General features: G+C 73.2%; 21 protein-coding genes. 10 read left to right on the top strand and 11 right to left on the bottom strand.

Annotation, left to right across the window (positions count from 1 at the left end; translation table 11 throughout):
• Positions 1-37 precede the first annotated feature (37 nt).
• Complete coding sequence (locus AB0D48_RS02925) at positions 38-2,878, top strand: DEAD/DEAH box helicase (RefSeq protein ID WP_362390078.1); 2,841 nt, start codon at positions 38-40, stop codon at positions 2,876-2,878.
• Positions 2,875-4,080 carry an SWIM zinc finger family protein gene (locus AB0D48_RS02920; protein WP_362390076.1) on the top strand — a complete coding sequence of 402 codons (1,206 nt, stop codon included), beginning with the start codon at positions 2,875-2,877 and terminating at the stop codon, positions 4,078-4,080. Before AB0D48_RS02925 ends, AB0D48_RS02920 begins: the two co-directional genes overlap by 4 nt.
• 7 nt (positions 4,081-4,087) lie before the next feature.
• Here the strand turns inward: AB0D48_RS02920 and AB0D48_RS02915 are convergent, their stop codons facing one another.
• The 4 genes from AB0D48_RS02915 to AB0D48_RS02900 form a co-directional block, all read right to left on the bottom strand.
• Entirely contained in the window at positions 4,088-6,295 is a 2,208-nt protein-coding gene (locus AB0D48_RS02915) for a hypothetical protein (RefSeq protein WP_362390074.1), read from the bottom strand.
• A gap of 3 nt (positions 6,296-6,298) precedes the next feature.
• Positions 6,299-7,207 (bottom strand): hypothetical protein, encoded by a 909-nt coding sequence (locus AB0D48_RS02910; protein WP_362390072.1) that lies wholly within the window; start codon positions 7,205-7,207, stop codon positions 6,299-6,301.
• Positions 7,204-8,040 (bottom strand): vWA domain-containing protein, encoded by an 837-nt coding sequence (locus AB0D48_RS02905; RefSeq protein ID WP_362390070.1) that lies wholly within the window; start codon positions 8,038-8,040, stop codon positions 7,204-7,206. The genes AB0D48_RS02910 and AB0D48_RS02905 overlap by 4 nt, the downstream gene beginning before the upstream one ends.
• Positions 8,041-8,193: 153 nt before the next feature.
• Complete coding sequence (locus tag AB0D48_RS02900; protein ID WP_362390068.1) at positions 8,194-8,733, bottom strand: hypothetical protein; 540 nt, start codon at positions 8,731-8,733, stop codon at positions 8,194-8,196.
• A 34-nt stretch (positions 8,734-8,767) separates the two neighbouring features.
• Between AB0D48_RS02900 and AB0D48_RS02895 the strand changes: the two genes are divergently transcribed.
• Positions 8,768-9,586, top strand: a complete 819-nt coding sequence (locus AB0D48_RS02895) for a chaplin (protein WP_362390066.1) — start codon at positions 8,768-8,770, stop codon at positions 9,584-9,586.
• Here AB0D48_RS02895 and AB0D48_RS02890 read toward each other — a convergent pair.
• Positions 9,579-10,235: a DUF2293 domain-containing protein gene (locus tag AB0D48_RS02890; protein ID WP_362390064.1), complete on the bottom strand. Its 657-nt coding sequence runs from the start codon at positions 10,233-10,235 to the stop codon at positions 9,579-9,581. The genes AB0D48_RS02895 and AB0D48_RS02890 overlap by 8 nt on opposite strands.
• A 150-nt stretch (positions 10,236-10,385) precedes the next feature.
• Here AB0D48_RS02890 and AB0D48_RS02885 point away from each other — a divergent pair, with 150 nt between their 5' ends.
• Both AB0D48_RS02885 and AB0D48_RS02880 read left to right on the top strand, forming a co-directional pair.
• Positions 10,386-10,766, top strand: coding sequence for a cupin domain-containing protein (locus AB0D48_RS02885; protein WP_362390463.1), 381 nt, complete (start codon positions 10,386-10,388; stop codon positions 10,764-10,766).
• 10 nt (positions 10,767-10,776) lie between these two features.
• Positions 10,777-11,424, top strand: coding sequence for a uridine kinase (locus AB0D48_RS02880; protein WP_362390062.1), 648 nt, complete (start codon positions 10,777-10,779; stop codon positions 11,422-11,424).
• 43 nt (positions 11,425-11,467) lie between these two features.
• Here AB0D48_RS02880 and AB0D48_RS02875 read toward each other — a convergent pair whose 3' ends face one another.
• Positions 11,468-12,382: a PfkB family carbohydrate kinase gene (locus tag AB0D48_RS02875; RefSeq protein ID WP_362390060.1), complete on the bottom strand. Its 915-nt coding sequence runs from the start codon at positions 12,380-12,382 to the stop codon at positions 11,468-11,470.
• Positions 12,379-13,323: a pseudouridine-5'-phosphate glycosidase gene (locus AB0D48_RS02870; protein ID WP_362390058.1), complete on the bottom strand. Its 945-nt coding sequence runs from the start codon at positions 13,321-13,323 to the stop codon at positions 12,379-12,381. The genes AB0D48_RS02875 and AB0D48_RS02870 overlap by 4 nt, the downstream gene beginning before the upstream one ends.
• 177 nt (positions 13,324-13,500) lie before the next feature.
• Between AB0D48_RS02870 and AB0D48_RS02865 the strand changes: the two genes are divergently transcribed.
• On the top strand, positions 13,501-13,878 hold the full coding sequence (locus AB0D48_RS02865) for a cupin domain-containing protein (protein ID WP_362390056.1): 378 nt from the start codon (positions 13,501-13,503) through the stop codon (positions 13,876-13,878).
• On the opposite strand, the gene AB0D48_RS02860 is transcribed toward AB0D48_RS02865, so the two are convergent.
• From AB0D48_RS02860 to AB0D48_RS02850, 3 genes are all read right to left on the bottom strand, one after another.
• Positions 13,868-15,163: an MFS transporter gene (locus tag AB0D48_RS02860; RefSeq protein WP_362390054.1), complete on the bottom strand. Its 1,296-nt coding sequence runs from the start codon at positions 15,161-15,163 to the stop codon at positions 13,868-13,870. The two genes, AB0D48_RS02865 and AB0D48_RS02860, sit on opposite strands and share 11 nt — an antisense overlap.
• A 215-nt stretch (positions 15,164-15,378) precedes the next feature.
• Positions 15,379-15,951: a methylated-DNA--[protein]-cysteine S-methyltransferase gene (locus AB0D48_RS02855; protein ID WP_362390052.1), complete on the bottom strand. Its 573-nt coding sequence runs from the start codon at positions 15,949-15,951 to the stop codon at positions 15,379-15,381.
• A 121-nt stretch (positions 15,952-16,072) separates the two neighbouring features.
• Positions 16,073-16,978, bottom strand: coding sequence for a glycerophosphodiester phosphodiesterase family protein (locus tag AB0D48_RS02850; protein WP_362390050.1), 906 nt, complete (start codon positions 16,976-16,978; stop codon positions 16,073-16,075).
• A 279-nt stretch (positions 16,979-17,257) separates the two neighbouring features.
• Between AB0D48_RS02850 and uvrB the strand changes: the two genes are divergently transcribed.
• The 4 genes from uvrB (at position 17,258) to AB0D48_RS02830 (ending at position 23,467) form a co-directional block, all read left to right on the top strand.
• Positions 17,258-19,408, top strand: a complete 2,151-nt coding sequence (uvrB, locus tag AB0D48_RS02845; protein ID WP_362390048.1) for an excinuclease ABC subunit UvrB — start codon at positions 17,258-17,260, stop codon at positions 19,406-19,408.
• 87 nt (positions 19,409-19,495) lie between these two features.
• Entirely contained in the window at positions 19,496-20,074 is a 579-nt protein-coding gene (locus tag AB0D48_RS02840) for a TerD family protein (protein ID WP_030010820.1), read from the top strand.
• Positions 20,075-20,209: 135 nt separating this feature from the next.
• The gene (locus AB0D48_RS02835) at positions 20,210-22,204 is read left to right on the top strand and encodes a TerD family protein (RefSeq protein WP_362390045.1); all 1,995 of its coding nucleotides are present in this window, start codon (positions 20,210-20,212) and stop codon (positions 22,202-22,204) included.
• 270 nt (positions 22,205-22,474) lie between these two features.
• Positions 22,475-23,467 carry a TerC family protein gene (locus tag AB0D48_RS02830; RefSeq protein WP_362390043.1) on the top strand — a complete coding sequence of 331 codons (993 nt, stop codon included), beginning with the start codon at positions 22,475-22,477 and terminating at the stop codon, positions 23,465-23,467.
• 46 nt (positions 23,468-23,513) lie between these two features.
• Here the strand turns inward: AB0D48_RS02830 and AB0D48_RS02825 are convergent, their stop codons facing one another.
• Positions 23,514-24,827, bottom strand: a complete 1,314-nt coding sequence (locus AB0D48_RS02825) for an MFS transporter (protein ID WP_362390461.1) — start codon at positions 24,825-24,827, stop codon at positions 23,514-23,516.
• Positions 24,828-24,940 lie beyond the last annotated feature (113 nt).

Genomic DNA, 24,940 nt, shown 5'->3' with positions numbered 1-24,940 from the left:
GGGTCCGTGTGGACACCGACCGGGGAGGGAGGACGCCGTGACAGCGCAGCCGCAGCCGCAGCCGCAGCCATCAGCGCTGCTGCGCCACGCGGCCGTGTTCCTGCCCGCCGCCGTTCCCCGGCAGGGGCGCGTCGTCTTCTGGGCGCCCGACGGGGACGCCCTGCCCGAGGCCGGTACGCCGACGCAGGTCACCGTCGCCCGCCCGCACGGCGACGGGGTCCGCAGCCGGACCGTGCCCGCCGTGGCCTTCTCCGTCACCGCCGCGCTGCCCCTGCTCGCCCGGGCACCCCGCAGCCCGGCCTCGCACCCCGCCACCCGTGCATGGGGCACCGCCGCCACCCAGGCGCTCACCCTGGTCGCCCGGGGTCGTCTGCTCCCCGGGCTCACCCCCGAGGGCATCGACGCCTGGCGCGCCGGGCCGCTCGACGCCGCCGATGTCGACCACCTGCGGGCGATCGCCTCCGCGCTGCCCCACGAGGGGTACGCGACCCCGCTGGCCGGCCGCCGCCCCCTCCAGCTGCCCGAACCGGAGGCGCTGGTCCGCGCCTTCCTCGACGCCGTCGCCGACAGTCTGCCCCGCACCCCGGCCGCGCCGGTCGCGGCCGGGCGGCCGTTCGCCGCCAGGGATGCCCAGCGGGTGCCGGGCATACAGGACTGGGCCGCGCAGGTCGCGGCCGGAGCGGACACCGGCGTGGGGATCTCGCTCCGGCTCGACCTGTCCTCCTTCCGCCTCTTCGACGAGGCGGAGGACGAGGACGTCCACCGCGCCGGGGCCGCCGTGGTCCAGGTGCACAGCCTCGCCGACCCGACCCTCGTCACCGACGCCGCACAGCTGTGGGCGGGAGCGGCCGCCGCCGGCTTCGGACCGCGCGCCCGGATCGACGCCGTGCTCGCGCTGCGCCGGGCCGCGCGGGTCTGGCCGCCCCTGCTGCGCCTGCTCGACCAGCCGGTCCCCGACGCCCTTGCCCTGTCGGACCCTGAGCTCGAAGACCTGCTGGGCGTGGCCGCGACGAGGCTGGCGGCCGCGGGAGTCCTGGTCCACTGGCCGCGCGAGTTGGCCCGTACCCTGTCCGCGACCGCCGTCGTACGGTCCACCGCGCCCGGGTCCGCCACCGACGGCACCGCGTTCTTCGACGCCGCGCACCTCTTCGCCTTCTCCTGGGAGCTGGCGCTGGGCGGTGACCGGCTCACCCCGGGGGAGATGGACGCGCTCGCGCAGGCGCACCGGCCCGTGGTGCGGCTGCGGGACCAGTGGGTGCGGGTCGATCCGGAGCTGGTGCGCAAGGCGCGCAAGCGGGAGCTCGGCCTGCTGGACCCGGTGGACGCGCTGGCGACCGTGCTGTCGGGGACGGCCGAGGTCGACGGGCAGCCCGTCGAGGCGGTTCCGGTCGGGGCGCTCGCCGCGCTGCGGGAACGGCTGACGGGGGAGCTCGCGCCGCTTCCGCAGCCGGCCGCGCTCAAGGCCACCCTGCGCGACTACCAGGGCCGCGGCCTCGCCTGGCTGGACCTGATGACCTCCCTCGGCCTCGGCGGCTGCCTCGCGGACGACATGGGTCTCGGCAAGACCGTCACCCTGATCGCGCTGCACCTGCACCGCGACCGCCCCGAGCCGACGCTCGTGGTGTGTCCCGCGTCGCTGCTGGGAAACTGGCAGCGGGAGATCGAGAAGTTCGCCCCCGGCACGCCCGTGCGCCGCTTCCACGGCGGCAGCCGCAGCCTCGACGACCTGGAGTCCGCCGCCGGCGGGTTCGTGCTCACCACGTACGGGACGATGCGCGCCAGCGCCCCGCTCCTCGCCGCACAGAGCTGGGGCATGGTCGTCGCTGATGAGGCACAGCACGTCAAGAACCCGCATTCGGCGACAGCCAAGGCACTGCGCACCGTCCCGGCGCCCGCCCGGGTGGCGCTGACCGGCACCCCGGTGGAGAACAACCTCTCCGAACTGTGGGCGCTGCTCGACTGGACGACGCCCGGGCTGCTGGGCCCGCTCACCGCCTTCCGGGCCCGCCATGCCCGTCCGGTGGAGCACCAGCAGGAGGAGGACGGCGGCAACGAGGCGGCGGTGGCCCGGCTGTCCGCGCTGGTCCGGCCGTTCCTGCTGCGGCGCAAGAAGTCCGATCCGGGCATCGCGCCCGAGCTGCCGCCGAAGACGGAGACCGACCACCCCGTGTCCCTGACCCGCGAGCAGGCTTCGCTCTACCAGGCCGCGGTGGACGAGGCGATGGCGGTGATCGAGTCGAGCGAGGGCATCGAGCGACGCGGCATGATCATGAAGTTGCTGGCCTCGCTCAAGCAGATCTGCAACCACCCGGCGCAGTACCTGAAGGAGGAGCAGCCGCGGATCCCGCACCGTTCGGGCAAGCTCGCCCTGCTGGACGAGCTGCTGGACACGATCCTCGCCGAGGGCGGTTCGGTGCTGGTCTTCACCCAGTACGTGACGATGGCCCGGCTCATCGAGCGGCACCTCTCGGCCCGGGGGATCGCCCACCAGCTGCTGCACGGCGGGACGCCGGTCCCGCGCCGCGAGGAGCTCGTCGACCGTTTCCAGGCGGGCGAAGTCCCGGTCTTCCTCCTCTCCTTGAAGGCGGCGGGCACGGGACTGAATCTGACGCGGGCCGGTCACGTCATCCACTTCGACCGCTGGTGGAACCCGGCCGTCGAGGAACAGGCCACCGACCGCGCCTACCGGATCGGCCAGACACAGCCCGTGCAGGTGCACCGGATCATCGCCGAGGGGACCGTGGAGGACCGGATCGCCGAGATGCTGGAGGCGAAGCGGGCGCTGGCCGATGCCGTCCTCGGCTCCGGCGAGGCGGCGCTGACCGAGCTGACCGACCGTGAACTGGCCGACCTCGTCTCCCTGCGGAGGCCGGCGTGATCACCGCGCGGGACGACCGCCGCCGCACCTTCGAGACCGTGCCCGCCGGAGCGGAGGCGGTGAGCTGGTGGGGCCGGGCCTGGGTGTCGGCCCTCGAATCGGTGTCCCGGGACCCGGCCCGGCTGGCCCGGGGCCGTACGTACGCTGCCGAAGGCCACGTCGACGCCGTCACGCTCACCCCCGGCCGGATCGTGGCGTACGTCCGGGGCAGCCGGCCCCGCCCGTACCGCACCGAGCTGGCGCTGCCCGCCTTCGCGGACGCGGAGTGGGAGGAGCTGCTGGAGGCGGTCGCGGCCGATCCGGCGGCGCTCGCCGCGCTGCTGGAGCGGGAGGTCCCGCAGTCGCTCGCCGCGGCGATCCTGCCCGGCGCCGGCGAGCTCCTGCCGCGCTGCTCCTGCCCGGACGTCACGCGTCCGCCGTGCAAGCACGCAGCGGCCCTCTGCTACCGGGCGGCCCGGCTCCTGGACGAGGACCCCTTCGTGCTGTTGCTCCTGCGCGGCCGCGGCGAGCGGGAGCTCCTCGACGAGCTGGCCCGCCGCAATGCCGCGCACGCCGCACGCGAACAGCCCGGCACCACACCTGACTTCCCCGGGGTCCCGGCCCGGGCGGCGCTCGCCCGCACCAGCCTGCCGCTGCTGCCCGCGCCGCTGCCCGCGCCCGCCGCCACGGGACTCCCGCCCGCCTACCCGGCCGACCCGGCGGCGCCGGACCCGCTCGCCCTCGACCAGCTCGCCTCGGACGCCGCCGCCCGCGCGCTGGCGCTCCTCACCACCGGCGAGGACCCGATCGCGGGGCTCAGCCTGTGGCAGGACGCCGTCCGGCTGGCCTCCGCGCACCCCACGGCCGGGCTCACCGGCACCGCCCGCGCCCTGTACCGCGACCTGGCCCGCGCCACCGGCCGTACCACCACCGACCTCGCCCGGGCCGCGGCGGCCTGGCGGCAGGGTGGCCGCGCCGCGCTCGCCGCCCTCGAAGAGCCCTGGGATCCGCCGGCCGGGCCCTTCGACCGGGCACGCCCGGCCCTCCTCGCCGCCGCGCAGGGCTCCTTCCGTCCCGACCTCAACCGCCTCACGTCCCCCACCCGACAGCTCCGCCTGGGCCGTGACGCCCTGTGGTACGCCTACGAGTCCCGCCCGGACGACGACGACTGGTGGCCCACGGGCCGCCCCTCCCCGGATCCGGTCGCGGCCCTGCTGGGCTGAGTACGGGTCAGCGGCCGAGGTAGAGGAACCGGAGATAGCGGGTGTACGAGAGCTCGCGGCTGTGGCGCTGCGCCTCGTCCAGGGAATCGCGCAGCGCCTCGTAGCGGACCTTGTCCTCCTGGAGCTGGACTGTCCGGCGGCTGAACTCCTGCCGCTGCCGCTGGGCACGCGCGTGGGCGGCCGCGTCGTCCTGCGCGAGCCGCGTACGGCCGTCTTCCAGGCGGCGCTTGGCCTGCGCCCGCTCGGTGTCGGCCACGCCCTCCGCCGCCTTGCGCTGGCCGGCCAGCAAGGTGCGCCGGCGCTCGAAGTCCTGCTCGATCGTGGTGCGTTCGGCGAGGGTGAGCCCGGTGGGCCGGCTGGCGGTGGCGGCTGAGGCCTCGGCCTGGCGCCAGGCGACCAGGGCCCTGGCCTTGGCCTCGCCGATGCCGGGGATCTTCACCGCGTCGCCGCCCGGCAGGACGAGCGCCGCACCGACCGTGTTGTACCTGGTGTTCTGGAAGGTGCGGTAGTCGGTGAAGTCCGCGGCCGTGCGGATGCCCGCCACGGCCAGCTGCCGGGTGAGGCCCTCCCCGATGCCGCGTACCCGCGCGTGGGCGATCGTCCTGTGGCTCAGCCGGTCCCGCACGAAGTCCGCCTGCCGGGTGGTGAGCGCCCTGGCGAGGGCTTTGCGCAGGTCGCCGTCGAGGGCGGCGATCCTCCGGTCGATGTCGCGCTCAGTCCTCACCTTGGTCTCTTCCGCCGACTTCAGCTCCTTGTGGTAGCGGGCGGTCAGCGCCTGCTGATCCTGCGGGAGCCGGACCTTCCGGTTCGCCTCGGCGGAGTCGAACCGAGCCCGCTCCTTGCGGAGCTTCTCGGCGCTCTTCTCCGGACTGTCGAGCTGCCTCATGCGGCTGTTCAGGCCCGCCAGGACCGCGTGGGTCACCTTCGTCTCCCCGCGGCGGCGCCGGGCGGAGGCAGAGACCAGCGCGGCGAGGGCGAGCGGCGCCGCCTGGACTCCCGTCGGCACGAGAAGGTCCGCGAACACCATCAGCACGGAGCCGACGAGCGAGAGCGGCAGCAGGACGGCGCTCACCACGTCCAGCAGCCGGCGACCGAGGAACCCGCCCGGCAGTGCCCCGGCCCCGGCCCCGGCCGCGGCGGGCCCGGTCGCGGTCGCGGTCGCGGCGAGATGGTCGGCCATCCAGCTGGGGAGCGGGCCCGTACCGGCGGACCGGGCGGGCGGCACCTGGGCCGTGGCCGCGCCGGCCCGGGCCGCGTTGACCCCGGCGGCGGTGACCTGCGCCGGGACGGCCGGGGCGAGCGGGGGCAGGGCCGAGAGCGGCTGGTACGCGAGCGACCTCACATGATCGGCGAGACCGCTCACGGTCCGGTCGGGATGGGTGAGCAGGCTCAGCAGATTGCCCGACGTCGAAGGGCTCTTGAAGTCCTCCTCGGTGAGCAGCAGGAACTCGCCGCTCGGCTCGTGCAGGCGCACCCACAGACCGGGATCGGCGGCGACGGCCTTCAGCGCGAGGAAGATGACCCACGAGGAGAACCGGTCGAGGTCGGCCCCGAAGTCGTCGTTGCCGCGGGCGGGCGACTGATAGTTCCGGTGACCCCGTTCCGTCCCGCCGTGACCGGCCAGCGCGGGCACGTACATCCCGTCGTAGTCCACGAGACGGAAGGTGCCGTCGCCGGCGACGAGGAGGTTGCCGTGCTGGAGGTCCCCATGGGCGATCCCATGGGCGGCGAGGTCCGCGGTCAACTCCGCGAAGCGGCCCGCGAGTCGGTCGACGGCGGCGCTGTGGCCGTGGTGGGTGTCCAGCCAGGCGGAGAGGGTGACGGCCTCGATCCAGTCCATCTTCAGGACGGGGAAGAGGTCCCCGCCCACCCGGACGGCGTCCGGGAGGTACTCGAAGCCGAGCTTCCACGGCTGCGACAGCTTGCCGAGGTCGAGCCCGGCGAGCTCGGAGCTGATCTCCCGGTAGCGCAGTTCCTGGTCCGGGACGTGCCGGGTGAAGCACTTGACGGCGTAGCGCCGTCCGGACGCGGCGGAGGTCAGGGAGAACACGCTGGCGAAGGCACCCGAGATGGCGCGGGGCAGGCCGAGCTTGGTGAGTTCGGGCCTGGCGCCCTTCAGCTCGGGGTGCCGGAAGCACAGCTCCGTGTGCTGCAGGGCTTCCGCGTACGCCGCGCCGCTGGGGAACTGCCGGTGCGGACCGGTGGGCGCGCCCACGGTTCACCGCCCTTCGAAGTCGATCCGTACGACGGCCACGTCGTCGTTGCGAAGGACCTGCCGCTCGCGAAGCCCGGTGAGCCACTGGGCGAAGGCTCCCAGGTCGTCAGGCCCCGAGAAGTCCAGCAGTTCGTGGAGGGCGGAGGTCGGGTCCGGGCAGGAGAGGAACCAGGCCGCGAGGGCGTCGGTCATCAGCAGCAGCCGGTCTCCGGGCAGGGCGTCGCCCGCCGTGAACCGGGTGCGTTCCTCCAGCAGCCCGGTGTCGTGGTTGCGGCTGCCGAACAGGTCGGGGGTGGTGCCGAACTCCTCCGGCCGCTGCACCGGGAACGAGCCCATCAGCCGGTCACCGCGTACGTGGAAGAGGCAGCTGTCGCCGAGGGCGGCCGCGCGCCAGCGCCAGGCCGGTCCGGGCTCGGGGCCGTGCTCGGAGCCGGGCTCGGGTCCGGGCTCGGGTCCGGGTTCGGGGCCGGGTTCGGGGTCGGGTTCGGGAGGGGGCGTGGGGTCGACGCGGACGACCAGCAGCGTCGTGAAGGCCCCCGCGTCCAACTTGGCCTGCTCGTACCACTTCAACGGCCGGCCTTCCTCGGCACGTGCCCGTGTGTACGACTCCAGCCACGGCTCCCACCGCGCGACGGCGTCCGCCGTGAACTCCTCGTACGCCGGCCCGCCCGCCATGACCTCGGGCCGGTCCATGGCCGCCGCGGCCGCCGCCCCGGACAGCAGCCGGGCCCAGTCCTTGGCCAGCACGCTCTCCGTGGCGCCGTCGCAGACACCGACGGTCAACGGCTCCCGGAGCATGTCGACATGGGTACAGGCCGGGAGCACGGCGACGGCGTCCTCGCATTCCGCTTCCGAGCTCCCGTGCTTGGGCGCCACCAAGCGCGTGACGTACACGCAGGGCGGAATGCTCACCGCAGCTCGGTGGCGCGGGTGCCGATGTCGAGGAACTGGACGATCGTGGTGATGTCCGCGTTGTACACGAAACCGCGGGTCGTCTCGCTCACCCGCTGCCCCTGCGAGGCGGCGTACGAGCGCATGTGGCTCGGCAGCGGGCTCGACATGCCGAAGAGAGTGCGGGCGTAACTGTCGGGGAGACCGTCGGCGCTGTCCGGGAACGCGGTCGGCGTCCCGCCCGCAGCCGAGACGTGCAGGTTGAACAGCAGGGCGGCGCCGTCGGCCGTGGCGTGCGAGGTGATGGCTTCGGCGGCCGCCGAGGGGTCGCCGTCGGTCGATTCGCCGTCCGTCAGGTTGATGACGATGGGCGGGAAGCTCGCGGGGTAACGCTCGGTCCAGCCGGCTACGAGGTTCTCGGCGTACTTCAGGGCGCGGTTCATGGGGGTGCCGCCGTGGGCGACCGGGTCCATCCACAGCGGGAAGCTGACGCTGGTCTCGACGAGCCCGCCGGCGCCGTCCGGCACCTTCTTGCTGCGCACGTCGATGCGAGCGGGATGGTCCGCGACCTCGCTCAGCGGCACGATGTCCCGGCCCGCCAGCGAGCCGGCGAAGGCCGAGCCGACGTTCGCGCCGTAGCCGATCACCGCGACGTGGAAGTAGTCGCGCACGCCTTCTTCCTTGGCGCACTTGACGGCCAGCTCCGTCAGCAGCCGGTTGATCGCGTCGGCGACGACGTCGGCCTTCTGCTGGGGAACCTCGCCGCCGATGGGATCGCTCATCGACGTCGACTGGTCGACCAGGAAGACGATGCTCGTCGGATTGCTGCGGCTGATCTCGGCGGTGTACGGCACCTGGAACTCCTGACGCGGCGAAGGGGTCGGTCCGACGGAGGACCCGACGACAGAACTGACCGGCACACGCATACCGAGATCCCCCACGGGTGATGTTAGGGCGAGGGCCGGGACCGGCAGGGGCGAATCCTGATCTTCTGGTAAACGCCTGCTCTATTCGGCCAGTTGGGCCGCCCAGTGGGTCAATGTGGTGAAGTCGCGGTCCCGGAGGCCGCGGCGGGGGTGGATGCGCAGGAGCAGGGCCGGGGCCGGGTGGTGGACGGAGACCCAGGCGCGGTCGCGGGGGGTGATCATGTCGTCGACCCAGGCGAACGGGCGGCCGGCCGCCCAGTCGAGCAGGGGACGGGTCTTCCACGAGAGGCCGTCCGGGTCGCGGGCGAAGAGTTCCGGCCATTCGACAACAGGAAGATCACCGGGAAGTCCGATGTGCGGGGCGATCAACGTGTTGGCCTGGTGCGTCCAGGCGGTGGCCCAGGTGAGTTCGAAGGGCAGGGCCAGCAACCGGGCGCCGTGGGACGGGTGGAGGCGCACCCGTGCGCCCCGCCGGGCACTGCGGGATTCCGGGTCCCGGTAGGCGAGCCAGACGTCCGGTCGCATCCGGTGGCTACGGTAGCCGCGCAGTCCGGCGAGGGGCGACCGGAAGGGGTTGAGCGGGCCGTCCACGTCGAGGAGGAGCAGCGGGCGAGCAGTCATGAGGTAGGGACTACCCAGTACACGATGGAGTGAAATGCGCACTGGCCCTATAACCCGAATGGGTTCAGGGCGTTGTTTCCGGTGCGGGTGCAGCGCCCGTGAACCTCTCCGGAAGGCAGGAAAACTGATGCGTCACAGTCGTCGGAATGGCTTGATCGCGGCGGTGGTCGCGGGAGGCGGGCTGGCGGTCGCGGGTGTGAGCGGATTCGCCTACGCCGATGCGGACGCAGCCGGTCGGGCCGAAGGCTCCCCGGGGCTGCTGTCCGGGAACCTGGTGCAGCTGCCCGTACACGTTCCGGTGAACGTGTGCGGGAACACCGTGAGCGTGGTCGGCGTACTCAACTCGGCCGCCGGGAACCGTTGTGCCAACCAGGCGCCGGGGGGTGGCGGAGGGAATCCGGACCCAAGGCCCTCACATCCGTCGAAAACCGGAGCCGGAAACAGCGGAGGTGCCACCGCCGAGGGGCGCGGAAAGGATTCGCCGGGGGTGCTGTCCGGCAACGGGCTCCAGCTCCCGGTCGACCTGCCGCTGAACCTCAGCGGCAACTCCGTGAGCGTCGTCGGCGTCGGCAACAGCTCCCACGACAACACCTCCGTCAACGGCCGGACGCCCGGCGAAGGCAAGCCAGTCCAGCCGCCCGCCGCCCATCCGCCCGCCGCCCAGCCGCCCGCAACCCAGCCGCCCGCCGCCCAGCCGCCCGCCGCCGCGCGCCCCGTGACCCCGCCCGCACCGCCCCAGCAGACCGGGGCGCTCGCCCACACCGGGGTCGGAGCCGTCGGCTACCTGCTGCCGGGCGGGGGAGCGCTGCTGCTCGGCGGGGTGCTCCTCTACCGCCGCTCCCGCCTCAACTAGGCGCCGTACGCCACCCGTCCAGGACGGCTTCGATGCGGGCCGCCAGCCGGGCCCGGGCCGCGAACCGCGGGACCCCCGCCATCAACAGGGCGTCGTACTCGGTGTCGGTGTGCCGCACCGCCGCCCGTACCGCGTACGACACCGCCAGTTCGTCGAGGGCCCGGCCGGCCGCGCTGCGCCCCACCCGGCCGCTTCCGCGCACCGAGGCGTGGGTGGCGATCGCCACGGCCCGGTCGGCGGGGCAGCCGGGGAACAGCCGTACTATCTCGGCCGCGAAGGCAGCCGTGAACCGGGTGTCCTCCGCGGCGCGACGCAGCCGGTCGCGCTCCCGGCGCCGGGCCCGCGCCTCGGCGTCCGCCAGGCAGGCGCGCTCCGCGCCCGCCAGGGCGGCGTCCTCGACGAGGATCCCCTGGCGCTCGTATCGGCGCCGGCGCCTGTTGAAGCGGACGACGACGGCGGACAGCGAACTCGCCTCGCGGGAGCGGCGGGTGAGTGCCGCGTCCCCGCGCGGGAGGTAGACGAGATGCCCGAGGTCGGCGCAGTCCAGGCAGCGCGGCACGCCCGCCTCGCGCACGAGGTGCCGGAGCGGGCCCTGCCGGCACTCGGCACAGTGGATCTGCTTCGCGGACTCGAAGACGACCAGGCTCATACGGGTGTGATACCGCCGCGGGGGCCTCATATCACCTGGTGGAGAGCGGCGGTTGATGTTTGATCATCTCTTCCTCCATGGCCTGCCCTCCTTCTACGGTGAGGCCCGAGTGGACGGCGGCCGGTCCACCGGGGAGGGCACGTGCAACACATGCTGGGACTGCGGACGACGACGATTCGGCCGACGAGGGCACGCACAGCCGCGGCCCCCGCGGCGAGGGAGGTCGTCATACCTCCGGGCGGCTGCACCGGCTGGCACTACCACCGGGTGCGGCTGAACGCCGTCGTGCTCGCGGGGACGCTGACCCGCGTCCTGCACGACCACACGGTCGAGGTGCACCGCGCCGGGACCGCCTTCGTGGAGCCCGCCGGCATCCGGCACATCCACCTGGGCCACAACCTCGGCAGTGAACCGGTCGTGATCCACGTGACCCCGGCGCTTCCCGCGGGGACCGCCCTGACCCCCTTCGCCATACCCGCTCCGGCCCCGGCCGGCATCACCCCCGCCGTCTGCCGGGCGCACGCCGCGTGACAATGGGCCGGTGCAGCTGGAAGCGATCACATGGCAGCGGATGGCCGAGCGGCTCGCCGGTCACCTCGACGACAGCGAGAGCGCCCACGGGCGGGAGAGCCGGCAGCGGGTCGGCATCGACGGAGCTCCGGCCGCCGGGACGGGCGTACTCGCGGGACACCTCGCCGAGGCGCTGCGGATGCGCGGACGGCCGGTCCTGGTGGTACCGGCCGAGGGCTTCCTGCGGCCGGCGTCCCTGCGCTTCGAGTTCGGCCGCCAGGACGTGGACTCGTACCTCGGCGGCTGGTACGACACGGCCGCGCTCTGGCGGGAGGTGTTCGGCCCGACCGACCCCGGTGGCACGGGGCGGGTACTGCCCGACCTCTGGGACCCGGTGACCGACCGGGCCACGCGCAGCGCGTACGTCGAACTCCCGCCCGGCGGCGTGGTGATCGTGCACGGCCCGCTGCTGCTGGGCCACTGGTTCCCCTTCGACCTGAGCGTCCACATCCGCCTCTCCCCGGGCGCGCTCGCCCGCCGCACCGAGGAATCCGCGCGCTGGACCCTCCCGGCCTTCGCCCGCTACGAGGCCGAGACCGACCCGGCGGCCCAGGCCGACGCACTGGTCAGGGCCGACGACCCCCGCCACCCCGCCTGGACGGACGTCCGCGCCCGCTGAGCGGCCCGGCCCGGGCCGAGCTCCCGGCCGGGCATTCCCAGGGCTACGGCCTCCCGCCCAGCCGGGTGACCGCCAGCGCCGCCGTCCGGCAGCCCGCCCGGGCCGCCTCCACCGGATCCGCCCCCGCCAGCCGCGCCGCCAGGAACCCTCCGGTGAACGCGTCGCCCGCCCCCGTCGAGTCCACCGCATCGGCCGGTTCCGCCGTGACCTCGGCGGTGATCCGGCCCCGCTCGGCGACCAGCGCCCCGGCCGCTCCCCGGGTCACCACCACCAGCGGCACCCGGCGGCTCAGCTGCGCCGCGGCCCGGGCCACCCCGGCCGGCTCGGGCAGCCCGGCCAGCAGCCGTGCCTCGTCCTCGTTCGGCAGCAGTACGTCGGCCCCCGCCACCGCGTCGAGGAACCGCCGCGGGCCCAGCGCGGCCAGGAATCCGGCCGAGGCGGGATCCACGCTCACCGCCACGCCCCGGGCCCGGGCCGCCCGCAGCGCGACCAGGGCCAGCTCCCGGCTGCTGTCGGCGAAGAACAGGTACCCGGAGAGGTGGAGATGGGCCACCCCGTCCAGCAGGGACGGCGTCCAGTCGGCGGGGCACAGCCTCAGCGCGGCCCCGCTGTCGGTCAGGAAGGTCCGCTCCGCGTCCTTGCCGACCAGCGCGACCACCGTCCCGGTGGGCTCCTCCCGGTCGATCACCAGCCGTGGCCGCACCCCCGCGTCCACCAGCGCCCGCTCGTGCCACCGCGCCGACTCGGCACCCACCCGCGCCAGCAGCCGTACCTCCGCAGGCCCCGTCAGGGCCGCCCAGCAGGCCGCGTTGGCCCCTGCGCCACCCGGCAGGGTCCGGATCCGGGCGGCCGTGTCGGTGGCCGGAGCCAGCGGTTCCGGATGCACCGCCACGACATCGGTGACCACGTCCCCGACGATCAGCAGCGCCCCCGGAACGGCCGGTCCCGCCGCGGTCATGCGCGTGCCGCCCAGGCCCCCGCGATCTCGGCCCCGAGCCGCACGTTCCCCCGTACCGCCGCCAGGTTCGCCTCCAGCGAGGCTCCGCCAGTCGCCCGTACCAGGAACCCCAGCAGGAACGGCGTCACCGCCTGCCCCGTGATCCCGCGCTCCCGGCACTCCGCGAGCGCCTCGGCCAGCACCCGGTCGTGCAGCTCGGGATCCAGCTGCTCCGCCTCCGCCACCGGATTGGCCACCAGCAGCGCCGACTCCACGCCCCCCAGGGCGTCCTGAGCGGCCATCACCGCCGCGACCCCCTCCGGATCCTCCACGGTCCAGTCCACCGGCTCGCCGGAATCCGCCAGGTAGAAGCCGGGGAACCGCCCGGTCCGGTAACCGAGCACCCCCACCCCCAGGGTCTCCAGCCGCTGCAGCGTGGCCGGCACGTCCAGGATCGACTTCACCCCCGCGCACACCACCGTGATCCGCGTCCGCGCCAGCAGCGACAGGTCCGCCGACTCGTCCTGCGTCTGCGCCCATTCGCGGTGCACGCCGCCCAGCCCACCGGTGGCGAAGACCCGCAGGCCCGCCCGAGCCGCCAGGAAGGCGGTGGCTGACACCGTGGTCGCCCCCGTGGCCCCCGCCGCGAGCGCGGGCGCCAGATCCCGGTGGCCGAGCTTGCGCACGCCCTCGCCGCCCGCGATCCGCTCCAGCTGCGCCTTGTCCAGACCCGCGTACGCCACCCCGTCCAGGACGGCGATCGTCGCCGGAACCGCGCCCTCCGAGCGGACCAGCGCCTCCAGTTCGAGCCCCACCGCCAGATTGCGGGGGCGCGGCAGGCCGTGCGCGATGATCGTCGACTCCAGGGCCACGACGGGCCGGTGCCGGGCGAGCGCCTCGCGTACCTCTTCCGACAGGACCGGTCCGCCGGGCAGGGATGCAGTTGCTGTGTGCTGTGACATGTCCCCATCCATGGCACGGGATCCACAGCCCCAAACGCGCTCCCGCCCCACCCGTCACAACCTGTCCGAGTAGCGTTCCCCGGCGGCCTGACTGGACAGGGTGACCCGTGGGCCCGGTGGTTCCTGGACGCTCTGGTCACCGCGCCGCGCGGCGGGGCCGGATTAGGCTGGCGCGCCATGAGCTCCAGCGACCAGTCCGCGACCCCCGCCGCCCCCGCTTCCTTCGCCGTCTTCGTACCGGACGCCGAACTGGAGGCCGAAGACCTCGACCCCCGGCAGATCGTCTCCGGCGATCCCGTCGTGACGGGCAAGGTGCTCTGGGAGTCGGCGGACGGCAAGCAGGTGCGGGGAATCTGGCAGATCACCCCCGGCGTGGTCACCGACACCGAGGCCGGCGAGCTGTTCGTCGTGGTCAGCGGCCGCGCCACCATCGAGGTCGAGGGCGGCGAGACCCTGGAGGTGGGCCCCGGTTCCGCCTGCGTGCTCCGGGAGGGCGACAAGACGACCTGGACCGTGCACGAGACGCTCCGCAAGGCCTACCACATCAGCTGCTGACGCCCTTCCCGGGGGCGGGGTGGCGGCGCGCGGTGAACAGCGCCAGCGCTGCCATCGGCAGCAGCAGGCAGGCGCCGATGGCGTTGAGCCAGCCGTAGCTCGCCTGGGACATGACCAGGCCGGCGGCGGCGCCGCCCACACCCGCGGCCGTGTTCATCGTCAGGTCGCTCAGGCCCTGTACGGCGGCTCGCGCGGGCTGCGGCACCGAGTCGGTCAGCAGCGCCGAGCCGGACACCATCCCGGCGGACCAGCCCAGGCCGAGCAGGAACAGGCCGGCCGCGCTCTGGCCGTGGTGCGGCCCGGCCGTGCCGGCGAGCAGGGCGGCGACCGAGAGCAGCCCGGCCGCCAGGCCGATCACGGACAGCCGCCCGAGCCGGTCCGCGAGCCACCCCATCAGGGGCGAGAAGGCGAACATGCCCGCGATGTGACCGCTGATCACCAGGCCGATGAGTTCCAGCCCGGCGCCGTGGTGGCCCAGGTCCATCGGGGTCATCACCATGATCGAGACCATGGTGGTGTGGGACACGGCGACGGTGACGAGGGCGAGCCGGGCCCGCGGGGAGGCCTTGACTGCGGCGATTCCGGCCCGCAGGGAGCGGCCCTCTCGGGTCTGCTCCGCGGGCGCGGCCAGCGCACGGGCCGTCAGCAGCGGGTCCGGCCGCAGGAGTACGCCGATCAGTGTGCCGGTGAGGAGGAAGACGGCGGCGGCCCACACGAAGGGGCCCGCCGTCTCGGGTATGGAGGTCCCGGCGAAGCTGCGGCTGGCCGGGGCGGACAGGTTGGGGCCGAGCACCGCGCCGATGGTGGACGCCCACACGACGACGGAGATCGCCCGGGCCCGGCGGTCCGGGGCGGCGAGGTCGGCGGCGGCGAACCGGGCCTGCAGGTTGGCGGAGGAGGCGGCGCCGAAGGCGGCCATGCCGAGCATCAGCAGCGGGAAGTTCTTGACGGCGGCGGCGAGCACGACGAGGCCCGCTCCGGTCGCGCCGATCGCGTACGCGAGGACGAGCCCCGGGCGCCGGCCGCGGGCGGTCATCAGGGCGGCGAGCGGCAGGGAGACCAGGGCCGTGCCGATCACCGCGGCCGTGGAGGCGAGGCCGGACAGCGCCTCGGTGCCGCTGACCTCGGTCGCGAGTACGGGGGCCAGCGCGATGCTGATGGGCACGCCGAGCCCGCCGAGGATCTGGCTCGCGATGAGCACCCCGGTGGTACGGCGCTGCAGCCGGGTCAGTTCCGGGCGGGTGGCCGAGGCTGCGGGCCGGTCCGTGCCGGGCGAGGCGGTCACGCCGGGCACCCCCTTCGCGGGCACGGGTGCGGGGCGCGGGAAGGCGCGGTGAGACCGGGTGCGGCGGCAGGAGTAGTCACCGCGGCAGTGTGCCACCCCTTACCGTGCGACGGAACCGGGTATCGCGGGTCCGGAGACCGGCCCGCGTCCGCCGGTCGTGGCGGCACCCGGGTCCGGCCCGGCCCGGGGCCGCCCCTTCGTGGCGGCACCCGCGCTCAGAACAGCGGCTGCGGGAGGACGCCTTCCAGCGCGAGCAGCTGCCGCTTGGTCTCGACCCCGCCCCCGAAGCCCCCGATGCCCCCGTCGTTCTCCACGACCCGGTGGCAGGCCACGACCAGCGGCAGCGGGTTCGACCCCATGGCGTTGCCCACGGCCTGGGCGGCGCCGGGCTGGCCGACGCGGGCGGCCAGTTCCCCGTAGCCGACGACCGCTCCGTACGGCACGGAACGGTCCAGTTCCTGGAGCACCTGCCGGTTGAAGCCGGAGCTGAGGCGCCAGTCCAGCGGCAGCTCGAAGCGCCGCAGCGAACCGGAGAAGTACGCGGCCAGCTGGCGTACGGGCTCGGCCAGCAGCACCTCCTCGCCCGGAGCGGGCCGCCGGGCGTCGGCGCCGAGCCGGGAGACGAGCGAACCGATCATGGCGTCGACCCGGTCCGGGACGGCATGGAACTCGACCCGGACCAGCCCCTCCGGGGTCGCGGCCAGGAGCAGGGGCCCGATGCCGACGGGGTCGCTGGCGACGACGGTCCATTCGAGGTGCGGCCCGCGGGGCCGCTCGGTGCTGTCCACGCGTCCACGGTACGGCGCCCGACTGACAACGCAGGCAGCGCCGACAATGCCGGCACCGCCGGCACCGCCGGCAAGGCCATCAGCGCCGACGAGACCGGCAGCGCCGACGAGGGGCCCCGGCTCAGTACCCGCCCACCGCCTCCTGGACGACGTCCGGCGCGTTGGTGATGATCCCGTCCACGCCCATCGCCTGGACCTTCCGCGCGGTCAGGGCGTCGTCCACGATCCACGTGTCCACCTCCATGGCCCTGCCGTGGGCTCCGAGCAGGCCGTGCACCGCCGAGACCCAGTCGGCCGAGATCGTGGTGTGCCACGGGTTGATCCTGTCGGTGAACTGTGCGTACCGCGGCAGGTCCGCCACCGCCGGGGTGCCCAGGAAGGCCGTCACGAGGTCCGGGCGCAGCCCGTGCACGATGCGGACGCTGTCGGCACTGAAGCTCTGCACCACCAGCCGCTGCGTCACGTGGCGCTCGTCGAGCCAGCCGGCCTCTCCCAGTACGTCCAGGGTCTGCTCCTCGATCCCGGGGTAGAGCTCCGGCTTCTTGATCTCCAGCAGCAGCCGCTGCTGGTTGCGCCTTACCCGGTCGAGGTACTCCCGCAGGGTCGGCACCCGGGCACCCTCGTACTCCTCGTCGAACCAGCTGCCCGCGTCCAGCTGGGCGATCTCCGCCGCCGTGAAGTCCTTGACCCGCCACGGCTGGCGGTCGGGGAAGACCTGCTCGACGTCGGTGGTCCGGGCCAGCGTGTCGTCGTGGATGACCACCAGCTCGCCGTCCCGCGTGCGCTGCACGTCGTTCTCGACCCATTCGAAGCCCAGCCGCATCGCCAGGTCGATCGCGTCGAGGGTGTTCTCCGGGGCGTACGCCGAAGCCCCCCGGTGGGCGTACACGACGGGTCCTCCCAGCGCTGCCCTGCCGGTCGCGGGGGAGTCGGGGCCGGCGGCGGCGGACGGGGCCGCCCCGCCCAGCAGGGTGAGGGTGAAGCCGAGGAATGCGGCGGCGGCCGCGGCGGCGGGTCGGACGTACATGTGCGTTCTCCTCTGGTCGGGAGCCCTGGTCCTGCGTCAGACGGGTGCGGTGCGCCAGACGTTGTGGCGATGTACTTCTCGGCGGGCCTTCACCGCGATCATGGGGTTGAAGATCACCGGGCCGCCACCGAACTACGACAAACGGACCAGAACGTGTGAGAGGGGTCCGGCCGGGCAGACGCGCCCGAGCGCGCCGCGGACGGGCGGCGACCCGCGCGGACGCGTGGGGAGGCGGGTCCGTGTCACGTGAGTGTCAGTGGGGGGTCGTACGGTTGAGTCATGCGGCCCGTATCGAAGATCGAACGCACGGTGGCGCCTTTCGAGGTCGTCAGCCCCTACCAGCCCAGTGGCGACCAGCCGACGGCCATCGCCGACCTGGAGAAGCGCATCCGCGCAGGTGAGAAGGATGTCGTCCTGCTGGGCGCGACCGGCACCGGCAAGTCGGCGACCACCGCGTGGATGATCGAGAGGCTCCAGCGCCCCACCCTGGTGATGGCGCCGAACAAGACCCTCGCCGCCCAGCTGGCGAACGAGTTCCGCGAGCTCCTGCCGAACAACGCCGTCGAGTACTTCGTGTCGTACTACGACTACTACCAGCCCGAGGCCTACGTTCCGCAGTCGGACACCTACATCGAGAAGGACTCCTCGATCAACGAGGAGGTGGAGCGGCTGCGCCACTCCGCCACCAACTCCCTCCTCACGCGGCGCGACGTCATCGTCGTCGCCTCCGTGTCCTGCATCTACGGCCTCGGTACCCCGCAGGAGTACGTCGACCGGATGGTCTCCCTCAAGGTGGGCGAGGAGCTCGACCGGGACCAGCTGCTGCGCCGCTTCGTCGACATCCAGTACACCCGCAACGACGTGGCCTTCACCCGCGGCACCTTCCGGGTGCGCGGTGACACCATCGAGATCTTCCCGGTCTACGAGGAACTGGCCGTCCGCATCGAGATGTTCGGTGACGAGATCGAGGCCCTGTCCACCCTGCACCCGCTGACCGGCGAGGTCATCAGCGAGGACCGCGAGCTGTACGTCTTCCCCGCCAGCCACTACGTCGCCGGCCCCGAGCGCATGGAGAAGGCGGTCCGCGGCATCGAGGCCGAGCTGGCCCAGCGCCTCGCCGAGCTGGAGAAGCAGGGCAAGATGCTGGAGGCCCAGCGGCTGCGCATGCGCACCACGTACGACCTGGAGATGATGCGGCAGATCGGGTCCTGCTCCGGCATCGAGAACTACTCGCTGCACATGGACGACCGCGAACCGGGCTCCGCGCCCAACACCCTCATCGACTACTTCCCGGAGGACTTCCTCCTGGTCATCGACGAATCGCACGTCACCGTGCCGCAGATCGGCGCCATGTACGAGGGCGACGCCTCGCGCAAGCGGACCCTGGTCGACCACGGATTCCGGCTGCCGTCCGCGCTCGACAACCGGCCGCTGAAGTGGGAAGAGTTCCAGGAGCGCATCGGCCAGACCGTCTACCTGTCGGCGACCCCCGGCAAGTACGAGCTCTCCCGCGGCGACGGATTCGTCGAGCAGATCATCCGTCCCACCGGCCTCATCGACCCCGAAGTCGTGGTCAAGCCCACCGAGGGGCAGATCGACGACCTGGTGCACGAGATCCGCGAGCGGGTGGAGAAGGACGAGCGGGTCCTGGTCACCACCCTCACCAAGAAGATGGCCGAGGACCTCACGGACTACTTCCTGGAGCTCGGCATCCAGGTCCGCTACCTGCACAGCGACGTGGACACGCTGCGCCGCATCGAGCTGCTGCGCGAGCTCAGGTCCGGCGAGTACGACGTCTTGGTCGGCATCAACCTGCTGCGCGAGGGCCTCGACCTGCCCGAGGTGTCGCTGGTGGCGATCCTCGACGCCGACAAGCAGGGCTTCCTGCGCTCCGGGACCTCCCTGATCCAGACCATCGGCCGCGCGGCGCGCAACGTGTCGGGCCAGGTCCACATGTACGCGGACAGCATCACCCCGGCGATGGCGCAGGCGATCGACGAGACAAATCGCCGCCGGGAGAAGCAGGTCGCCTACAACACGGCCAACGGGATCGACCCGCAGCCGCTGCGCAAGAAGATCAACGACATCGTCGCCACCATCGCCCGCGAGGAGCTCGACACCGAGCAGCTCCTCGGCACCGGGTACCGGCAGGCGGCGGACGGCAAGGGGGCCAAGGCTCCGGTGCCGGCGCTCGGCGGCAAGACGGCCGTCAAGGGCAAGGCAGGCGGCAAGGGTGCGAAGGCCGCGGCCAAGAGCGAGGTGCTCACCGATCGGCCGGCCGCAGAACTGGCCTCGCTCATCGAGCAGATGACCGAGCGGATGCGCGGGGCGGCCGCGGAGCTGCAGTTCGAGGTCGCGGCCCGGATCCGGGACGAGGTGGGCGAGCTGAAGAAGGAGCTGCGGCAGATGAAGGAAGCGGGCCTCGCCTGACCCGGAGCCTGTCAGTAGGGTTGGGTCTCAGCCGCAGGTACACGCTGCGCTCCCGTAATCGGGGCGGGCTAGGAGAGGGGACAGCGCGTGACGGTCAACATGACCAAGGGTCAGGCCATCAGTCTGCAGAAGGCGGACGGGGGCACGCTGACCGCGGTCCGGATGGGCCTCGGCTGGCAGGCGGCCAAGCGCCGCGGGCTGTTCGGCTCGCGGACCCGGGAGATCGACCTGGACGCGTCGGCGGTACTCTTCGCCGACAAGCAGCCGGTGGACGTCGTCTTCTTCCGGCACCTGCAGAGCGACGACGGCTCGGTACGGCACACCGGTGACAACCTCGTCGGCGGCGTCGGCCAGGGCGGGGACGACGAAGCGATCCTCGTCGACCTCCAGCGCGTGCCGGTGCACATCGACCAGATCGTCTTCACGGTGAACTCCTTCACCGGCCAGACGTTCCAGGAAGTGCAGAACGCGTTCTGCCGCATCGTCGACGAGACCAACGGCCAGGAGCTGGCCCGCTACACCCTCGACGGCGGCGGCCAGTACACGGCGCAGATCATGGCGAAGGTGTCGCGCTCGGGCGCGGGCTGGCAGATGACGGCCCTCGGCAACCCGGCCAACGGCCGTACGTTCCAGGACCTGATGCCGGCGATCCTGCCGCACCTGTAGCAGGACCGCCTCGGGCACTGCGCAACAAGAGCAGTAGGCAGCACAAGCAGTAGGCAGCACAAGCAGTAGGCAGTAAGAGCAGTACGCAAAGGGCAGTACGCGACAAGAGAAGAAGGCACGGGGGAGGGCTGCACGATGACGGCCGAACTGGTCCGGGGGCAGAACCACCCCGTGTCCCAGAGCCGGGTGGAGATCAGGGTCTCGGCGGGCACACCCGTGCTCGCCCTGGCCTCGCTCGCCGACGAACAGGGCCGGCTCCAAGGCCCCGGGACACTGGCGCACCCGGGCGCCCGGACCCTTCCGGGGGTCCGCGCGCCGGGTGAGGTCGCCGAGCGGCACACCTTCGCCGTCGACCTCGACGCGGTCGCGGCGGAGGTCCACCGGGTCGGGGTCCTGCTCGTCCTGCCGCCCGGCGGCCCGGTGCGCTTCGGCGCGGTCCCGGCCTCCTACGTGGCCGTGGCCGAGCCGGACGGTGCCGAACTCGCCGGATACACCCTGACCGGGCTGGACGCCGAGACGGCCGTCGTGGCCCTGGAGCTGTACCGCCGTCAGGGCGCCTGGAAGGTCCGGGCCGTGGGCCAGGGGTACGCCGACGGCCTCGGTGCCCTGCTGGCCGACGGCGGACTGGCCGCACCGGAGGCCACCGCGCTCGCCGCCGCCGCACTGGCCACGGCCGCGCCGACCGGCCAGGCCGACGGCGCGCGCACCAGCCGGCCGAGCCTGGCCGCCGATCTTCGCGCCCCGCAGACACCGGCCGGGGCCACCGTCCAGGCCCCCGCGCCCACTCCCGAGCCGCCGGACCCGGTCCCCGTCTCCCGGGTCCCGTACGCCGGTACGCCCGGCCCCGCGCCGCGTCCCGCGCCCGGCGGCGACACCGGGGGCTCCCCGCCCACCATCAGCTACGCGCACCCGCGGCGCCGCCGTACAAGCACCGAGCCGCCCGAGCCCGCGCCGCAGGCCGCCCCGCCGGCCGAGCCCGGGCAGTACCCGCGGCCCGTCGCCGGGGACGCCAGCGGCTGGTCCATGGAGGAGCGGCTCTACAACCAGGTCTGGGGCATGTTCGAGGACCTGGCCCGCACGGTCGCCGCGTACCGCAGCGCCGTCGACTTCGCCGACTCCCGTATGGACCGGGAGCTCGACGAGGCCCTTTCCGACCCGCGCCACCGCCTCGGTGGCTCCGGGAACGCCGCCCGCGACACCGCCCGGGCGCGCCGCGAGGAGCTCGTCACCCAGGCCCAGGCCGTGCTCGACCGGGACCTCGCCCAGCTGATCGCCGAGTCGGAGGTCGTCGAACCCGCACTGCCGGCCGCGTACGCCCGCTGGGACAACCCGGTCTGGCACGACGACCGGTCGAACGGGCTGCCCGACGAGAACCCCCTGGCACTGCGCCTGGGGAACCTGCACCTGCCCGAGCGGCCCGATCTGCGCATCCCGATGCTGATGCGGCTCCCGCTGGAGCGCGGCATCTGGATCGACAACGGCCGCACCGGCTCCGAGTCCGCCATGGCCATGGACACCGACCGGCTGCGCCGGGCCGCCATGGACATGGCCGTCGCGCACGCGGCGCGGCTGCTCGCGGTCCACCCCGGTGACCGGTTCTCCGTCCACGTCATCGACGCGGCCGGAGCCGGAGCCGCCTCACTGGCTCCGCTGGTCCGTGCCGGTGTGCTCGCGTTCCCGCCCGCCGCCGGCGCCGCCGGGGTCAACGAGACCCTGGCGCGGCTGACCCGGCGGGTGGACCTCGTACAGATGGCGGTGCGGGCCGGTGCGCCCGAGGACCTGCCGCCGGACGTGGACACGGCCGACCAGCTGCTCCTCGTGCACGACTTCCCGCACGGATTCGACGACCGGGCCGTCACCCAGCTCCGCTACCTCGCCGACGAGGGTCCGGCGGTCGGCGTGCACCTGCTGATGGTCGCGGACCGTGACGAGGCCTCGGCCTACGGGCCGCTGCTGGACCCGCTGTGGCGCTCGCTCATGCGGCTCTCGCCGGTGCCGGACAACCATCTTTCCGACCCCTGGGTCCACCACGCCTGGACCTTCGAGCCGGACCTGCCCCCGCAGGGCAGCCGGGTCCTCGAACAGGCTTTGGACCGGGTGGCGGAGGCCCGCCGGCGCGCCCGCCCGTGAGGGGTCGGCGGCAGGTCGATGACCTGTCGCTGACCAATTCTTGGGATTCCCTTTACCTTTTCGGCCTCGGGCGGGTACCCTGGTGAGCGCGGAGGGGAGTATTCCTGCTTTCCTGCTACGGCGTACCCGTCAATACGGACCACTTCGGTATGTGAAGCCAGTCGGTCCCGGGGCGCCGGCCCACGGCCTCCAGGCCGCCCGGGTGGAAGAGACCTCCGGCAGCGATGACGCTGACGAAGTGCTGAGCCATCCGCCGGAGGCGTGTTTACCGTGGAAGTTTCCTGGACCCTGTGGGCGCTGACCATCCTTGGTCTGTCCCTCCTCATCGGCGCCGATTTCTTCATCGGCCGCAAACCGCACGACGTATCGATCAAGGAAGCGGGCACCTGGACGGTCGTCTGGATCGTCCTTGCGGGGCTCTTCGGCCTCGGCCTGTGGTTCTTCGGCAACGGCCAGGCCTCGCAGGAGTTCTTCGCGGGCTTCATCACCGAGAAGTCCCTGAGCGTGGACAACCTCTTCGTCTTCGTCCTGATCATGGCGAAGTTCGCGGTGCCCTCCCACCTCCAGCAGCGCGTACTGCTCGTGGGCGTGCTGATCGCCCTGGTCCTGCGCGCGATCTTCATCGCCGCCGGCGCGGCGATCATCGCCAGCTTCTCCTGGGTCTTCTACCTCTTCGGCGCGTTCCTGATCTACACCGCGTGGAAGCTGATCCAGGAGGCCCGCAAGGACGAGGGCTCCGCCGAAGAGGAAGCGTTCGAGGAGAACCGCCTCCTCAAGTCCGTCGAGAAGAAGTTCGGCGTGGCCGACAGGTACCACGGCACCAAGCTCTTCATCCAGAACAACGGCAAGCGCGTCCTGACCCCGCTGATGGTCGTCATGCTCGCCATCGGTACCACCGACGTGCTCTTCGCGCTGGACTCGATCCCCGCGATCTTCGGCCTCACCCAGGACCCGTACATCGTCTTCACCGCCAACGCCTTCGCCCTGATGGGTCTGCGCCAGCTGTACTTCCTCATCGGCGGCCTGCTCAAGAAGCTGGTCCACCTCAGCTACGGCCTGTCGATCATCCTGGGCTTCATCGGCGTCAAACTGGTGCTGCACGCGCTGCACGAGTCCGAGGTGCACGTCCCGGTGATCTCGATCCCCGTCTCCCTGGGCGTCATCTGCGGTGTCCTGGTCGTCACCACGATCACCAGCCTGATGGCCTCGAAGAAGCAGGCGGCGGCCGAAGCCGCCGCCCGCTCGGAGAGCATCGACGCGTAAGCGGGCCTACGGGCCTACGGGCCTACGGGCCTGCGGGTCCACGGGTCTACGCGGGGGCGGCCGCTTCGGCCGTCCCCGTCTCCGTATCCGGGGCCGCCTTCCGGGCCCCCACGACCACCGGATTCGTCTCGGGCAGCAACGCGAAGCAGGCCAGCGAGACGAGGGCGATCCCGGTCAGGTACACCGCGACGCCCCACGGCGGACCGGAGCCGTCCGCCAGCGCGGTCGCCACGATGGGGGTCAGCGCCCCGCCCAGCACGCCGCCCAGGTTGTAGCCGACGGCCGCGCCCGTACAGCGGATGCGCGGTGCGTACAGCTCCGGCAGGTACGCGCCCACCACCGCGAACATCGTCACCATGCCGAACAGCGCTCCGACCGCGCCCAGCGTCATCAGCAGCGGATCCGCCGTGCGCAGCAGCGCCACGAACGGGAACATCCACAGCGCGCAGACCGCGCAGCCGATCAGGCACAGGGGGCGCCGGCCGTAGCGGTCCCCGAGCAGTGCCACCAGCGGGGTCACCAGCCCCTTGAGGGCGACCGCGGCCATGATGCAGGAGAGCATCACCGTGCGGTGCACCCCCAGGTGCTCGGTGGCGTACGCGAGGGACCAGGTGGTGACCGAGTAGAAGACGGCGTACCCCACCGCGAGCGCCCCGCCGGTGAGCAGGAGCAGCCGCCAGTGGCCCCGTACGACCTCCGCCAGCGGGGCCTCGGCCCGGCGGCCGGTCTCGGTGAGCGCGCGGAACTGCGGGGTCTCCTCCACGGAGCGGCGCAGCCACAGCCCGGCCAGTGCCAGCAGCCCGGCCGCCCAGAACGGCACCCGCCAGCCCCAGGTCTGGAACTGCCCGTCGGTGAGGGCGGCGGACAGGCCCAGCATCAGGCCGTTGGCCAGCAGGAAGCCCACCGCGGGGCCGATCTGCGGGAAGCTCGACCACAGGCCGCGCCGCCCCTCGGGGGCGTGCTCGGCGGTCAGCAGGACCGCGCCTCCCCATTCGCCGCCGAGCCCGAGGCCCTGCAGGAAGCGCAGCACGAGCAGGAGCGCCGGAGCGGCCACGCCGATGCTGGAGAACGTCGGCACGCAGCCGACGGCGACGGTGGCGACGCCGGTGAGCAGCAGGGAGGCGAGGAGCACCGGGCGCCGGCCGTAGCGGTCGCCGATGTGGCCGAAGAGCGCCGAACCCAGCGGGCGGGCGAGGAAGCCGACGCCGAAGGTGCCGAAGGCGGCGAGCGTCCCGGCGAGCGGGGAGAAGGACGGGAAGAAGAGCGGGCCGAGCACGAGCGCGGCGGCCGTCCCGTAGACGAAGAAGTCGTAGAACTCGATGGCGGTCCCGGCGAGCGAGGCCGAGGCGAGGCGCAGCATCGACGGGGAGGGCCGGGACGGGGACGGCGAGGGAGCCGAGGACGGTGGGGGCGCGGCAGGAGACGAGGAGAGGGACGGGGAGGGGTCTTGATGCATGGTGCACCAAGTACCCC

This window comes from Streptomyces sp. NPDC048269, from assembly GCF_040652395.1.
Lineage (GTDB): Bacteria > Actinomycetota > Actinomycetes > Streptomycetales > Streptomycetaceae > Streptomyces.
This window is presented reverse-complemented; position numbering and strand designations above follow the sequence as displayed.

Excerpts from the sequence above, each read along its gene's own strand:
- AB0D48_RS02900 (WP_362390068.1), bottom strand. The coding sequence starts at position 8,733 with ATGACTGCTCGCCCGCTGCTCCTCCTCGACGTGGACGGCCCGCTCAAC.
- AB0D48_RS02895 (WP_362390066.1), top strand. The coding sequence starts at position 8,768 with ATGCGCACTGGCCCTATAACCCGAATGGGTTCAGGGCGTTGTTTCCGG.
- AB0D48_RS02890 (WP_362390064.1), bottom strand. The coding sequence starts at position 10,235 with ATGAGCCTGGTCGTCTTCGAGTCCGCGAAGCAGATCCACTGTGCCGAG.
- AB0D48_RS02885 (WP_362390463.1), top strand. The coding sequence starts at position 10,386 with ATGCTGGGACTGCGGACGACGACGATTCGGCCGACGAGGGCACGCACA.
- AB0D48_RS02875 (WP_362390060.1), bottom strand. The coding sequence starts at position 12,382 with ATGACCGCGGCGGGACCGGCCGTTCCGGGGGCGCTGCTGATCGTCGGG.
- AB0D48_RS02870 (WP_362390058.1), bottom strand. The coding sequence starts at position 13,323 with ATGTCACAGCACACAGCAACTGCATCCCTGCCCGGCGGACCGGTCCTG.
- AB0D48_RS02865 (WP_362390056.1), top strand. The coding sequence starts at position 13,501 with ATGAGCTCCAGCGACCAGTCCGCGACCCCCGCCGCCCCCGCTTCCTTC.
- AB0D48_RS02850 (WP_362390050.1), bottom strand. The coding sequence starts at position 16,978 with ATGTACGTCCGACCCGCCGCCGCGGCCGCCGCCGCATTCCTCGGCTTC.
- uvrB (WP_362390048.1), top strand. The coding sequence starts at position 17,258 with ATGCGGCCCGTATCGAAGATCGAACGCACGGTGGCGCCTTTCGAGGTC.
- AB0D48_RS02835 (WP_362390045.1), top strand. The coding sequence starts at position 20,210 with ATGACGGCCGAACTGGTCCGGGGGCAGAACCACCCCGTGTCCCAGAGC.
- AB0D48_RS02825 (WP_362390461.1), bottom strand. The coding sequence starts at position 24,827 with ATGCTGCGCCTCGCCTCGGCCTCGCTCGCCGGGACCGCCATCGAGTTC.